The organism is Viscerimonas tarda (genome assembly GCF_054601255.1).
This window is the reverse complement of the sequence record NZ_BAAHWV010000021.1, coordinates 18,015-31,072: the sequence shown is the minus strand read 5'-3', so window position 1 is coordinate 31,072 and position 13,058 is coordinate 18,015. Positions and strand designations below refer to the sequence as shown.

At 46.8% G+C, this 13,058-nt stretch carries 14 protein-coding genes; all 14 read right to left on the bottom strand.

The window, feature by feature from the left end:
* Window positions 1–121 precede the first annotated feature (121 nt).
* Window positions 122–1,393, bottom strand: a complete 1,272-nt coding sequence (hemL, locus tag ACYPWY_RS10300) for a glutamate-1-semialdehyde 2,1-aminomutase (protein WP_459685443.1) — start codon at window positions 1,391–1,393, stop codon at window positions 122–124.
* Window positions 1,390–2,280 carry a glutamyl-tRNA reductase gene (hemA, locus tag ACYPWY_RS10295; RefSeq protein WP_459685442.1) on the bottom strand — a complete coding sequence of 297 codons (891 nt, stop codon included), beginning with the start codon at window positions 2,278–2,280 and terminating at the stop codon, window positions 1,390–1,392. Before hemA ends, hemL begins: the two co-directional genes overlap by 4 nt.
* Window positions 2,281–2,296: 16 nt before the next feature.
* Entirely contained in the window at window positions 2,297–2,791 is a 495-nt protein-coding gene (locus ACYPWY_RS10290; protein WP_459685441.1) for a precorrin-2 dehydrogenase/sirohydrochlorin ferrochelatase family protein, read from the bottom strand.
* Complete coding sequence (locus ACYPWY_RS10285; protein WP_459685440.1) at window positions 2,770–3,471, bottom strand: phosphoadenylyl-sulfate reductase; 702 nt, start codon at window positions 3,469–3,471, stop codon at window positions 2,770–2,772. Before ACYPWY_RS10285 ends, ACYPWY_RS10290 begins: the two co-directional genes overlap by 22 nt.
* A 13-nt stretch (window positions 3,472–3,484) precedes the next feature.
* Entirely contained in the window at window positions 3,485–4,774 is a 1,290-nt protein-coding gene (locus ACYPWY_RS10280) for a sulfate adenylyltransferase subunit 1 (RefSeq protein ID WP_459685439.1), read from the bottom strand.
* A gap of 34 nt (window positions 4,775–4,808) precedes the next feature.
* The gene (gene cysD / locus ACYPWY_RS10275) at window positions 4,809–5,711 is read right to left on the bottom strand and encodes a sulfate adenylyltransferase subunit CysD (RefSeq protein ID WP_459685438.1); all 903 of its coding nucleotides are present in this window, start codon (window positions 5,709–5,711) and stop codon (window positions 4,809–4,811) included.
* Between the two features lie 15 nt (window positions 5,712–5,726).
* A complete protein-coding gene (hemB, locus tag ACYPWY_RS10270; RefSeq protein ID WP_459685437.1) occupies window positions 5,727–6,689 on the bottom strand; it encodes a porphobilinogen synthase in 963 nt (320 codons plus the stop codon).
* Complete coding sequence (gene cobA / locus ACYPWY_RS10265; protein ID WP_459685436.1) at window positions 6,667–8,670, bottom strand: uroporphyrinogen-III C-methyltransferase; 2,004 nt, start codon at window positions 8,668–8,670, stop codon at window positions 6,667–6,669. Before cobA ends, hemB begins: the two co-directional genes overlap by 23 nt.
* 8 nt (window positions 8,671–8,678) lie before the next feature.
* Window positions 8,679–9,527 (bottom strand): PstA family ABC transporter permease, encoded by an 849-nt coding sequence (locus ACYPWY_RS10260; RefSeq protein WP_459685435.1) that lies wholly within the window; start codon window positions 9,525–9,527, stop codon window positions 8,679–8,681.
* A complete protein-coding gene (gene pstC / locus ACYPWY_RS10255) occupies window positions 9,524–10,426 on the bottom strand; it encodes a phosphate ABC transporter permease subunit PstC (RefSeq protein WP_459685434.1) in 903 nt (300 codons plus the stop codon). The genes ACYPWY_RS10260 and pstC overlap by 4 nt, the downstream gene beginning before the upstream one ends.
* A gap of 81 nt (window positions 10,427–10,507) precedes the next feature.
* Window positions 10,508–11,479: a PstS family phosphate ABC transporter substrate-binding protein gene (locus ACYPWY_RS10250; RefSeq protein ID WP_459685433.1), complete on the bottom strand. Its 972-nt coding sequence runs from the start codon at window positions 11,477–11,479 to the stop codon at window positions 10,508–10,510.
* A 143-nt stretch (window positions 11,480–11,622) separates the two neighbouring features.
* Window positions 11,623–12,018 (bottom strand): M67 family metallopeptidase, encoded by a 396-nt coding sequence (locus ACYPWY_RS10245; protein WP_459685432.1) that lies wholly within the window; start codon window positions 12,016–12,018, stop codon window positions 11,623–11,625.
* A 15-nt stretch (window positions 12,019–12,033) separates the two neighbouring features.
* Window positions 12,034–12,840, bottom strand: a complete 807-nt coding sequence (locus ACYPWY_RS10240; protein WP_459685466.1) for a HesA/MoeB/ThiF family protein — start codon at window positions 12,838–12,840, stop codon at window positions 12,034–12,036.
* Window positions 12,840–13,049: a sulfur carrier protein ThiS gene (thiS, locus tag ACYPWY_RS10235; protein ID WP_459685431.1), complete on the bottom strand. Its 210-nt coding sequence runs from the start codon at window positions 13,047–13,049 to the stop codon at window positions 12,840–12,842. The genes ACYPWY_RS10240 and thiS overlap by 1 nt, the downstream gene beginning before the upstream one ends.
* Window positions 13,050–13,058 lie beyond the last annotated feature (9 nt).

Here is a 13,058-nt window from a genome sequence, read left to right as displayed (position 1 = left end):
TTCTAAAAAGTAACTATCATCCTATTTTACTTTGGTAGCATAAAGATAATACTTATTCTTTTAGTGTTCACAAAAAAGTGAAACTAATATTTTTAGGAATCTCTCAAATTCACCCCGCCTTTCAGTCCCTAAACCTGCCAGCCACTTTAATAAACCGTTCCAACTCCCTGTCGCTATGTGCAATAGAAAGAAAGTTGGCCTCGAACTGGGAGGGTGAAATGTAGAATTTATGGGCAAACATGTACCTGAAAAACTGGGCGAACCTTTGTTGATCGGCTTTTTTTACATCCTCAAACGAATTGACTTCTCCGGTGGTAAAAAAGGGTGTAAACATGCTGCCCGTATGGTTAATCGTCATCCCTTTGCCCGAAGTACTGTTCCTCAATTCTGCAATAAAGGTATCGGCCTTGCTGTTCAGTTTTTGGTACAGACCTTCTTCTTCCAGCAAGCGGATGCTTTCGGCTCCGGCGCTCATCGCCACCGGATTGCCCGATAATGTACCTGCTTGATAAACAGGGCCGTCAGGGGCTAAAAGCGCCATAATATCTGCTCTTCCGCCAAAAGCGGCAGCCGGAAAACCACCTCCTACAATTTTTCCTAGCGTTGTCAGGTCGGGTCTTATATCAGCCAGTTGCTGGACGCCGCCGATTGACAGCCGGAAGCCCGTAATTACTTCATCAAAAATAAGCAATGACTTGTATTGCTCCGTAACTTCCCTCAAATGCCGGAGGAAATCGGCGCGCGGCAATACAACGCCCATGTTGGCCGGAACCGGTTCTACGATTACAGCGGCAATCCCGCTTCCTCTTTGTTCGAAAATGTTGTTCACCGCCTCTTTATCGTTAAACGGCAGACTGATAGTACAGGCCGTAAAACTATCCGGTACGCCTGCCGAGGATGAGCCTCCGAGATTGGCGACACCCGATCCGGCGGATACCAGCAAGTGGTCGGCATGGCCGTGGTAACAGCCATCGAATTTGACGATGATATTCCGCTTCGTATATCCACGGGCTAGTCTGATGGCGCTCATGACGGCTTCCGTGCCCGAATTGACGAAGCGCAGTTTGTCCATACTGGGGAAGTGAGCATTGACCAGTTTGGCCAACCCGGTTTCCTGCAACGAGGGTATTCCGTAGCTACTGCCCCTGCCGATGGCTTTATGCACGGCTTTGTCCACTGCCGGATGCCCATGCCCAAGAATGAACACACCCCAGGATAAGCAGAAGTCGGTGAAACGATTGCCGTCTATATCTGTCAGCGTGCTTCCCTTCGCCTTTTGGATAAACAGGGGGCTTTCGCCTACGCTCCTCAATGCTCTTACCGGACTGTTTACGCCTCCCGGTATATATTTCAGGGCTTCGTTGTATGCTTTTATTGAGTTTTCGCGGTTCATAGCTGCAGTTTTTTTGCAAACGATTGCCATGCGTGGAATCTGGCCATTTCGTCTTCTATTATCTGTTCGGCTTTCGCCAGTTCGTTCTTCCGCAAAAGCAGGTTGTTTTTTGCAAATTGCTCTATATCTTCCAAATCGAATAAGCGGATGTGTTCGTTTTGTCCTACACTTTTTTCCACATCACGCGGAAAGGCGAGGTCGAAAACAAGCATTTCTTTATCGGCGGGCATGTCCTCTTTTTTGATGATAGTGTGTGGCGCGGAGGTGGCGCAGATAAGCACATCGGTAAATTCCAAGAGCTGCTTTTTATTTTCCAGACCGATGGCTGTGCCCTTGTATTGCTTGGCCAATGCCTGGGCTTTATCAAAATTCCGGTTAGACAAAAAGATATTGACTGCCTGATTCGCTGTCAGGTATTTCAGAATATCTTCCGTCAATTTATTTACGCCTATTATGCTGACAATCTTCTTTTTCAGGTCGATTGGCTGTTTTTTGAGTATCTCCACCGTTATCTGGCTATGCGAAACGGCTCCTTCCGATATTTTGGTTTCGGAGCGCACGCGTTTGCCGGTGTGCATGGCCGTTTGAAACAGCCGGTGCATTTCCGCCGATAATTTGTACCGGTTGCAGGCCTCCTGATAGGCTGATTTTAGTTGTCCCTGTATCGCTCTTTCGCCAATCAAACTCGATTCCAAGCCCGAGGCTATGCGGTAGAGGTGGCGGATAATTGTGTCCGAAACCTGGCCTTCGCCCCAATACAATTCTATCCGGTTGCAGGTTTTCAACAATACATGAGGAATTGCATCATCCATAAAAACCGAGGCCGAAAGCTTTTCTCTTTCTTCCAGCGTATAGCTCGAGTTGTTTATCAATTGGCAATTTATCATTCTTTCCCCAATTTTTTTATTTGATTTTCAGGTCGCCGCTTTTTGCCAAACTTTCCACTTGGTTGCGGATATGGATGGCTTGACGCACATCGCGGGCATTGGACGATACGGCAACCGTAAAATTGTCATCCTTATAAATGGCGGGCGATATAAAGTCGCACAGCTGGGGATTGTCGCATACGCTTGCCAATATGCCAAGGCTTTCGCATTCGGCTTTTATTTCGGCATTCAATTGCTCATTTTCGGTGCAGATATAGACCAAAAAAGCGCCCCTCAGGTCGCTTTTATCGTATTCTTTCCTGATTTGCTCAAATGGCAGGGAGCCGAATCCCTCGTGAAAATCGGGCGAAACAATGACGGCTTTATCTGTAAAACGGTTCAGGATAGATGCCTTGTGGTAGCCAACCTTTCCACCGCCGATAATCAAAATTCGCTTACCGGTAATATTGATAGATATGGGCAAAAAGTTCCGGTTTTCCTTGTTCATGCTCACCTCCTGTGCAATCCGCATTCCTTGTGTTCGGGGTTTTCCCACCACCAGCGTCCTGCCCTGATGTCTTCGCCTTCGGCAACGGCGCGTGTGCAAGGCTGGCAGCCTATACTCGGAAATCCTTTGTCGTGAAGCACATTGTACGGCGCCTGATTGGCTTTTATGTAGTCCCAAACATCCTGTTCCGTCCAATACACCAAGGGATTTATTTTTATCTTGTTATTGGCTTCATCCCACTCCACAGCCTGCACGCCTGTGCGCGTAACCGATTGCTCCTGTCGCAATCCGCAAATCCACACATCAACGGTGGATAGTGCGCGCAAAAGGGGTTCGATTTTGCGGACATGGCAGCATTGCTTGCGGTCTTCCACGCTCTTATAAAAGCCATTGATGCCGTTTTCTTTTACAAATGCTTCCACCGGTTCGTGCTTCGGAAAATAGACCTCCAGCTTGACATTGTATTTCATATTCGTTTTATCAATCAGCGAATAGGTTTCGGGGAACAAGCGTCCCGTGTCAATTGTAAATATTCTGGACGAAGGGTTTATTTTGAGAATCATGTCGGTCAGCGCCTGATCTTCCAAACCCAGGCTTGAGGCCAGGGCAATGCGTCCCTTGTAGCTTTCTAAAAAGAACCTCAGCAATTCTTCAGGCGATTTTCCTGTAAATTGTTCATTCAACCGGCTTATATTTTCTTGCATGTTGTTCGCTTGTTTATATGATGAAAGTTTGTTCTTCCAGCGATTCCACAATCATACCGGCTCCCACAGTTTCGTAGGTGGCTTCGTCGATAATAACGAGGCTGCCTGTTATCCGGTTTTGTGAGTAGAAATCGTATTTCAATGGTTTGGACGTTTTTATGTGAATATGTGCAATATCGTTCATCTTCACCCGTTTATCATCAATCACATTCCCCAGTGTATTAATATCGACTTTGAAATAGACATCTTTGATAATACCGAAAACCTCGTCGGTAGTATGGCGGATAATGTATTTGGCGCCGATGCTCAAGGGGCGGTGGTTCAGCCAGCAGACCAAAAGCGAAATATTGGCATTTATATGGGGCAGTTCGTCGCTTTTCACAATCATATCGCCACGGCTCACATCCACATTGTCGTTGAGGCGGATGGCTACCGATTGGGGTGCAAAAACTTCGGTCAAAGGCACATCTGCGCTGTCGATTGCCTTAATAGTCGATTCGGTATAGGAGGGCAGGATGGTTACTTTATCGCCAACTTTGTATTTCCCCGATGCGATGCGTCCGGCATAAGCGCGGTAATCGTGAAACTCATCACTCTGAGGGCGAATGACATACTGCACAGGGAAACGGGCAGGCAAGTCGCCAATATCTTCCTTCACGGGCAACGACTCCAAGAGGTGCAAAAGCGTTTCGCCTTTATACCATGGGGTGTTTTGCGATTCATTGACAACATTGTCTCCGTCTCGTGCCGAAATGGGGATGTAAAACACCTTTTTCAGTTTCAGCTTGGCGGCTATAAGTTCGTATTCCGACTGTATCCGGTTGAATACTTCTTCCGAGAAATCGACCAAATCCATTTTATTGACCGCCAGAATCACATTCGGCAATTGCAGCAACGAAGCGATGTAGGAGTGCCGTTTGGTTTGTTCGATAATTCCGTTGCGGGCATCGACCAGAATAATGGCTGCATCGGCAGTTGAGGCGCCGGTTACCATGTTGCGGGTATATTCGATGTGCCCGGGAGTATCGGCAATAATAAACTTGCGTTTGGGTGTAGCGAAATAGCGGTAGGCCACATCTATGGTAATACCTTGTTCACGCTCGGCGCGCAACCCGTCGGTGAGCAAAGCCAGGTTGACTTCCTCATTCCCTAAGCGTTCGCTCGCTGCTTTCACCGCCTCCATCTGGTCTTCAAAAATCGACTTGCTATCGTAGAGCAAACGCCCGATTAATGTACTTTTTCCATCGTCCACGCTTCCGGCAGTTGTGAAACGCAGTAACTCCATATCTAAATATCCACTCATTCTGTTAAAATGCTAATTTATTTTTCTGTTTTCTTTAAAAATATCCCGCTTTCTTGCGGTCTTCCATCGCGGCTTCCGAGCGTTTGTCATCCGATCTGCCGCCACGTTCTGTTACCCTCGACGAAGCTATTTCGTCGATGATGTCTTCCAGCGAATTGGCTTCCGAAATGGTAACTCCCGTACAGGTTATATCGCCGATTGTGCGGCAGCGAATACGGCGGCGAACGACTTCTTCTTCGGGCCTCAGTTTCATAAACGGATAATAGGCCAGCCAAATGCCGTCGCGTTCAAACACCTCGCGTTCGTGTGTATAATACAGGCTCGGCAATTCGATGTTTTCTTGCAGAATATACTGCCAGACATCCATTTCGGTCCAGTTACTCAACGGGAATATGCGGAAATGTTCTCCCAGTTGTTTTTTCCCGTTGAAAATATTCCACAACTCAGGACGCTGATTCTTCGGATCCCATTGGCCAAATTCATCGCGGTGAGAGAAGAAGCGTTCCTTGGCGCGTGCTTTTTCTTCATCGCGCCGCGCTCCTCCCATGGCTGCATCAAACTTGTATTTTGCCAATGCATCGAGCAGGGTTACCGTTTGCAGTTTGTTGCGGCTGGCATTGTAACCGGTTTCTTCAACCACACGGCCTTCGTCAATTGATTCCTGTACCGAACCCACTATCAGCTTCACGCCCAGTTTTTTCACCAAATTATCCCGGTAAGTAATTGTTTCCTCAAAATTATGTCCTGTGTCGATATGCAGAAAAGGAAAAGGAATAGCTGCCGGATAAAACGCCTTGTAGGCCAAATAGGCCATAACAATAGAATCTTTCCCGCCGGAGAATAAAAGTACAGGTTTTTCAAACTGTGCCGCCACTTCCCTGAGTATATATATCGATTCCGATTCCAGTTCTTTCAGATGTGTCAGTTTATTACTCATAATTGTATATTTGTTCTAAAATTGTTTTACAAAATCACGTGCATAATAGCTGATTATATAATCGGCGCCAGCGCGTTTTATGGCCGTAAGGCTCTCGAAAAAGATGCGTCCTTCGTCAAAAAAGCCTTGTTCCGCTCCGTTCTTCAGCATCGAATATTCGCCCGATACCTGATAGGCCACCAATGGATAACCGGGGAACGCTACCGATGCTTTCTGTATCATATCCAAATAGGCTAAGGCCGGTTTTACCATAATCCAGTCGGCGCCTTCTTCAATATCGGCGGCTATTTCGTCCAAGCCCTGATTGGTGGTGCGAAAATCCATCTGATAGGTTTTCCGGTCGCCAAAAGAGGGAGCCGATTGTGCCGCATCCCTGAATGGGCCGTAAAATGCAGAGGCATACTTCGCCGAATAAGCCAATATTCTAGCGCTTAGCCCTTCCTTGTCCAGTCGCTGGCGGATGGCTTCTATCTGTCCGTCCATCATGGCCGAGGGAGCTACAAAATCGGCTCCGGCCACAGCATGTTGATAAGCCATTTCGGCCAGCAGGGGCAGGGTAGTGTCGTTATCCACATCGTGGTTGTGCAACAAGCCGCAATGACCGTGCGATGTATATTCGCAAAGGCATACATCGGTTATTACCACCACATCGGGGTAGCGTTTCTTCAGCGCCTTTACCGCTCTGCTTATTATGTTATCGGGTGCAAAACCTGCACTTCCGCGTTCATCTTTCTCTTTTTCGTCAATTACTCCGAACAGGAGTATTTTGTCTATGCCATTGAACAACAGGTCTTCAACATCCTCCAGCAATGTATCTATCGAAAACCGATAGACGCCTTTCATCGACTGTATTTCAGTCTTTACCCCTTCTCCTTCCACCACAAAATAGGGATATATAAAGTCTGCCGGAAGAATACTGACATCAGCATACCGGTCGCGTACTTCCTGCGAAGTTCTATATTGCCTGAATCGTTTCATTCAGTTCCAACCTTAATCTCTTTTCTGTTGTTTTCCCCCTCGCTACCAATTGTACCCCTTCGGGTATATTTCCGTAGAGCTGGGTGAAAGCTTCAACTCCCGATGGCGAAGTGAAGATGATTTTATTGAATTGCTCCAGGCTGATTTTCTCCGCCCCGTCATTCACCGTATTCCTATACACCGGAATATCCACTACCGTATTTCCTGCTTTTTCCAGTTCTTCCGACAAGTACTTCAGGCCTTTGTCCGACCGTGGCAATAAAATGCGCTTGCCGGTCAGCCCCGTTTCCTTAAAGTAATTTATCAATCCTTCTGCCGACTCGGTGTCCGATTCCAGGTCGGGGCAGATACAGTACTTGTTCAGCTCGGCTGTGGTGGTTTTACCCACCGATGCTATCTGGATACCGGCCAAGGCTCTAATATCCGTTTGCTGTTTGCCAAGCGCTTCAAAAAAATACTGAACTCCGTAGCGGCTGGTAAAAATAATCCAATCGAATGCCTGTATATTGACTATGGAATCGTGCAAAGGTTTATTTGCCTCTATTCTTTCTATTTTAATCAGCGGCGTGTGTACCACCTTCCCCAATCCGGCATATTCTTTCGCCGTAGTGCCTGTTACCAGCACATTCTGGCCTGCCTGCCTGCTCTCGAACGCAACCACCTCTCCCACAATAAGGAGTATGGGTGTTGGATAGTTGACCACCGAATACTGAAGCTCTTTCAGGGACGAATAGTATATTTTTTGGTCGGGCAACGATACATTATACACCAACGCTACCGGTGTATCGGCCTTGCGTCCTGCCGTAAGCAATTTTTTGGCAATGGAGGAAATATAATTCCCACCCATGTAGTAAACCAATGTATCGGCGCCGGGCGTTTGAATTTTCTTCTCGGGATGTCCGGTAACAAATGCTACGGACGATGCTACGCCTCTGTGCGTCAGTGGGATGTGCGTGTAGGCAGCCAACGCTATTCCCGATGATATGCCGGGGATAACATCCACTTCAACAAACCGGCTTTTGAGGAAATCTATTTCCTCGCGACCATGAGCGAAAATCATTGGGTCGCCCCCTTTCAGCCTCACCACGTTCTTACCCGACAGGGCAGCCTGATACACCAATTCGTTTATATCGTCCTGATGGTAACTGTGCTTATTTCGTCTTTTACCCACATATACTTTTTCAGCAGTGTAGCGCGACAAGAAGGATTGATCCAGCAAGTCGTCGTGAAAAATGACGCCGGCATTAGCCAGCGCTTTATCGCCGCCGATGGTCAGTAAGTCGGGGTTGCCGGGGCCAAAGCCCACGAGCGTAACTTTTCCAAACCGGCTTCGTATATCTTTTGAGGCAAACAAGGCTTTTAGTTCCCGCTTGCTTTTCTCACCCACAATGGCCAGATTGCCCTGCAAAGGATGTGTTTTAAACGGAAGAACCTCTGCTATGCGATTCTCCAAGCCCAAGCGTTTCAAGGCGCAGGTGGCAACAATCAGCGCATCCACATAACCGGCATCCACCCCGGCAATGCGTTCTTCTATCGTCCCTCTGATGGGTACAACGCTTAGATGGGGGTATAGCTTGAGTAATTCGGCTTTTCGTGTGGCCGAGCTTGTGCCTATTTTGGCTCCGGCAGGCAGTTGGGCCAGAGTCAGCTTATCTTTGCTCACCAGCGAATCGGTTTTATCGGCTGCTTCAAACAAGCAAAACAACTCAAGTCCGGCAGGTAAAGGGTAAGGAAGATCTTTTGCCGAGTGAACAGCCACATCCGCCCGATTGGTCAGTAAAACGGCATCCAGTTCCCGTGTGAAAAAATCAGGAGCTATATTGCTTTCCATCAATGATATATGCTTATTCTTATCCCCAAACGAATCCAATCCCATTAAGTTGTAATTGATGGTAGGGAAAAAAGAAAAAGCCTCTTTAACCTGAAGAAGGGAAAGAGTACTGTTCCTGCTGATTACTTTTAGTGTGTCGCCGGCTTGCATCTTATCGTTTACAGTATCCTGTTTTTCGAAAACTTATTGGTTATAACTCGTCCTATTATACTTAGTATCAATACTATTATTGTGAGCAGCAATGCCGCTGCATACGCCCGTTCCCGCACTTCGGGGATGGGGCTGCTTAACTGGAAAAAGACAGACAAGGGCAAGGTTGCCGCAGGTTGACTAAGCGATTCGGGTATATTATCCGTAAATCCGGCTGTAAACAATACCCCGGCAGCATCGCCGATAGCGCGTCCTACCGATAACAAGGTGGCGGTTGCTATCCCCGGCGCTATTTGCCGCAATATCACTTTGCCGGTCTCCAGTTTTGTTGCGCCCAGCGAATAGGTGGCATGTAACAAATCCTTGGAAATTGACTTGGCGACTTCGTCCATCGAGCGTACAAAGATAGGTATAATCAAAAGTGTTATAACTATAATACCGCCTAAAAGTGAGGTTTTCAGGCCAAAGAAAATCATGATGGTGAACGCAAATGCGCCATATACAATGGATGGTATTCCAAACAAAACATCGAACGAAAGGCGTGTGAAATAGGCCAGCTTGGACGTTTTACTCAGATAGACATTGATGTAAAATACCACTGGAATACTAATAATCAGTCCGAGAACGGTGGAACCTGCTACTATCATCAGCGAGCCTACAATGGCATTCAGTATGCCACCTTCTTTGCCCATGTAGAAACCGCCTCCGGGCAATTCGCTTACCATCTCCCAGCTGAGAGACGGGAAACCTGTCTTTGCAATTGTCCAGATGATGCTGGCAAAAAAACCGAAAACGATTAATGTTGCAAGAATCATCAACAGATTGAATATTTTTTCTTCGATAAACTTAAGCTTCATAACTTGAAATTTTTCTCCACTTTTTGTAGTACAATACGCGATACCGCATTAAAAACAAGGATAATGACAAACATGACCAAAGCCGCAAACATCAATGCCGATTCCGACATGGGCAACGAAAGCATTTCGCCGTAGTTGTTTGCTATCAACGCCGGTAAAGGATAGGCGCTGTCGAAAACCGACTCGGGTATTTTAATCATATTTCCGCAAACCATCAGTACGGCAAGCGTTTCGCCAAACGCTTTCGATATGGCCAATACAACGGCGGCAATAACCCCCGGCGCAGCTTTCCGAAGCACCACCAAGCGTGATGTTTGCCAACGGGTAGCGCCCAAGGATGTAGAGGCGTCTTTAAAGTCTTTTGGCACGGTGGTAAAAATCTCAACAAACAAGCTTACCAAAAGCGGTATAATCATCACACTCAGTACAATTCCTCCGGCCAACAGCGTATAGCCGCTGGTGTAATCAACAAAACGAGGGCCTAAACTGTCGGCAATCCACGGAACGATTATCAGAATACCCCACAGCCCATAGACAACAGAGGGAATACCGGCCAGAATATCCAATACCGGAAATACCGCCTTCTTGACCCAGGACCTGGCGTTTTCGGTCAGGAACAATGCCGTTAGCAACGAGATTGGCAAGGCGATAATCACTGCCAATACGGTTACATACACCGAACCTAAAATGAAAGAGAGAAACCCAAATTTGCCAGACAAAGGGCTCCACTCCGAATTGGATAATAAACTTCCTATCGAATTTTCGGCTAAAATGGGCATGGACTTGTAGTACAACCCTGCTCCCATTAACACCAGAATAAGTAATGGGACGATGGTCAGAACAAGCATAAGCCTTTTGGCCGCCCTATCCTTAAAAATCCTTCTTGCCAGTAACGACATTGACATTGTTATTCTATCTTTCTTTTATATGCATTGCAAGTAAGAACAAAAGATGTGTAAAACACATCCTTTGCATCCAACTCACGGGTTTATCTTTATTTTTCCTAATTCTTCGGTTAGTTTTTCTTCCGACAGGCTGATGTAGCCTATTTCGGATGTGTATTTTTGTCCCTCGGTGAGGATATATTCTACAAATGCCACTACCTCGGGTTTTGTTGGTTTCCCTTTTGTTACCAAGTATAAATCGCGTGCGGGAGGCGAAGGATAACGTCCTTCATCAATGGCTTTTATAAGCGTTTCGGTTGTTTGATAAAAATCTTCTTCGGGGTCAATCTGTCCGTTTTCGTTCACATCCAGCGGTATGATTGCCAGTCCCTCGAAAGGTTTCCTCGACTTTTGGTCGTATGCATACGCAATATTGTTGTAGCCTATGCCAACTTTGTCTTTCTGAACGGCAGACGCAAGGCCCGGGTCTCCGAATACGGCAGTCGCTTTCAGGTTTTCCTGTTTTTTATTGAACCAGGCGGCAAAGGATTCAGCGGCTCCACAAGCGTCCGAACGGGTAAATACATGTACCGGCAGCGTACTGGATGTACCTAGCGCCTGTCCCCAGGTAGAGATTTCGCCGTTCCACAATTTCAGAGCGATTTCTTTTTTCAGCCCGATTTTGTTTATGCTGGCCAACTCGGGATTGTTGGAGTTGATGGTAGGCACAACAGCGTCTTTCACCACCGCTATGGGGAAAGCGCCTTTTGCTATTTCCTCGGGATATATTTCGCGCGAAACCATGCCTATGTCCACAACACCAGCCAGCGCGTCGGTCATTCCTTTTCCGGCTCCACCTCCGGATATATCAATCCGCACGCCCGGATGAAGTTTTCGGAACTCTTCGGCCCACTGCACAGCCATTGGATACAGCGCAAAAGCCCCCGACAGTTGTATTTCTCCCGTGAGACCGTCTCCATTACCGGAATCTGTGGTTCCTTGCTTTGTTTTATTGGAGCACGATGCCAGTAATAAAACGCTTGCGAACAAAACAAAAATCTTCTTCATTTTCTTGATGCTAAATTATTAATCAAAGTTACTTGTAATCAGGAGACATAACAATACCAGATTCATGGTATTTATCCATTATGCATATAATGTCATATTTTTTCTGGATATGCCCTGGCGGGATCGTGCCGAGACCTGCTTCTTTATATTGCTTTTATTTCACAGGGCTGCACCTGACCGTTTACGATGGAAAAAGCCTTTATATCGGGAGTCTCTTTAGCTAAAGACGCAATGATATAAATAATATTCGGATCGTAGGCCAAGCGTATATCCTCCTCTGACGGACGCGCCGGCGTAGCAGGATGACTGTGATAGTTTGCGATGATTTTCTTTCCGTCTTTCCGGGCTTCCTTCAACACGCCAAATTGCTCCTGCGGGTCGAACGAAAAATGCTCGGGACTGTGATCGGTGTTGGTTAAGCGATGTTGCTTTTCTACAACCCCGTTCAAGCCGGTAAGCAGACCACAAGCCTCATTGGGCAGTTCGTCATACGCCTGCTGGTATATGGAATCTATTATCGGTTGAGGTATTTCTATCATACTGTCGTTTGTTCTCTATTTCTTTTTCAATTCGCAAGCTGCTTGTTCCGATTCCACCAATTCGGTGATGCTGGGATGTTGACCGCATACCGGACAATTCTTGTTCTTCTTGATGTTCACTGTCCTGAAATTCATCGATTTTGCATTAAAGGCCAATAAACGGTTGGTGAGCAAATCGCCTGTTCCGGTCAGGAATTTGAGTACTTCGGCAGCCTGTATCGTCCCCAACATGCCGGCGATGGCTCCTAATACGCCAGCTTGCGAACAAGTGGGTACTGCATTGGGTGGCGGCGGGCTATGGAAGGCGCAACGGTAACATGCCGTTTCGGGCAGATGCGTCAATGTTTGTCCATCGAAGCGGAGAATACCTCCGTGCGAAAATGGCTTCCCAGCCAAAACGCAAGCATCGTTTATCAGGAACTTCACCGGAAAACTATCCGTTCCGTCCACAATAAAGTCGTAATCTTTAATTATATCAAACGCATTGTCGGCGGTAAAAAATTGGTGATAGGTAATCACTTTCACATCGGGATTAATCTGGTTGATTTTTTCCTTTGCCGATTGCACTTTGGCTTTGCCTACATCGGGTGTAAAATGGATAACCTGTCGTTGCAGGTTGCTCAAATCTACTACATCTCCGTCTATCACGCCGAGTGTGCCCACTCCGGCGGCAGCCAGATAAAGCAATATGGGAGCGCCCAGTCCACCGGCGCCGATAACCAGGACTTTGCCCTGGCTAATTTTTTCCTGCCCTTCCACACCAATATCCTGCAAGAGGATGTGGCGGCTGTACCGTTCTATTTGTTCGGATGTGAAATCCATCATCGGCCTCCTCCCATAAAATAAAGAAAATCTATTTCGTCTCCTTCATTTATTGCTGTGTTTTCAAAATTTTCGCGCGCTATAAATTCGCCGTTTATCTGTATCGAAACCATATCGGGTTGCAATACGTTGTTCAGTTTTATCAATCCTGTCAACGAAAGAGGCAATGTAACCTCTTGTTCTTCGTCATTTACTTTTATCTTACTCATTTATTTTTT

Coding starts and splice junctions, on each gene's coding strand:
- hemL (WP_459685443.1), bottom strand. CDS start 1,393: ATGAACCGCGAAAACTCAATAAAAGCATACAACGAAGCCCTGAAATAT.
- hemA (WP_459685442.1), bottom strand. CDS start 2,280: ATGATAAATTGCCAATTGATAAACAACTCGAGCTATACGCTGGAAGAA.
- ACYPWY_RS10290 (WP_459685441.1), bottom strand. CDS start 2,791: ATGCGGATTGCACAGGAGGTGAGCATGAACAAGGAAAACCGGAACTTT.
- ACYPWY_RS10285 (WP_459685440.1), bottom strand. CDS start 3,471: ATGCAAGAAAATATAAGCCGGTTGAATGAACAATTTACAGGAAAATCG.
- ACYPWY_RS10280 (WP_459685439.1), bottom strand. CDS start 4,774: ATGAGTGGATATTTAGATATGGAGTTACTGCGTTTCACAACTGCCGGA.
- cysD (WP_459685438.1), bottom strand. CDS start 5,711: ATGAGTAATAAACTGACACATCTGAAAGAACTGGAATCGGAATCGATA.
- hemB (WP_459685437.1), bottom strand. CDS start 6,689: ATGAAACGATTCAGGCAATATAGAACTTCGCAGGAAGTACGCGACCGG.
- cobA (WP_459685436.1), bottom strand. CDS start 8,670: ATGCAAGCCGGCGACACACTAAAAGTAATCAGCAGGAACAGTACTCTT.
- ACYPWY_RS10260 (WP_459685435.1), bottom strand. CDS start 9,527: ATGAAGCTTAAGTTTATCGAAGAAAAAATATTCAATCTGTTGATGATT.
- pstC (WP_459685434.1), bottom strand. CDS start 10,426: ATGTCGTTACTGGCAAGAAGGATTTTTAAGGATAGGGCGGCCAAAAGG.
- ACYPWY_RS10250 (WP_459685433.1), bottom strand. CDS start 11,479: ATGAAGAAGATTTTTGTTTTGTTCGCAAGCGTTTTATTACTGGCATCG.
- ACYPWY_RS10245 (WP_459685432.1), bottom strand. CDS start 12,018: ATGATAGAAATACCTCAACCGATAATAGATTCCATATACCAGCAGGCG.
- ACYPWY_RS10240 (WP_459685466.1), bottom strand. CDS start 12,840: ATGGATTTCACATCCGAACAAATAGAACGGTACAGCCGCCACATCCTC.
- thiS (WP_459685431.1), bottom strand. CDS start 13,049: ATGAGTAAGATAAAAGTAAATGACGAAGAACAAGAGGTTACATTGCCT.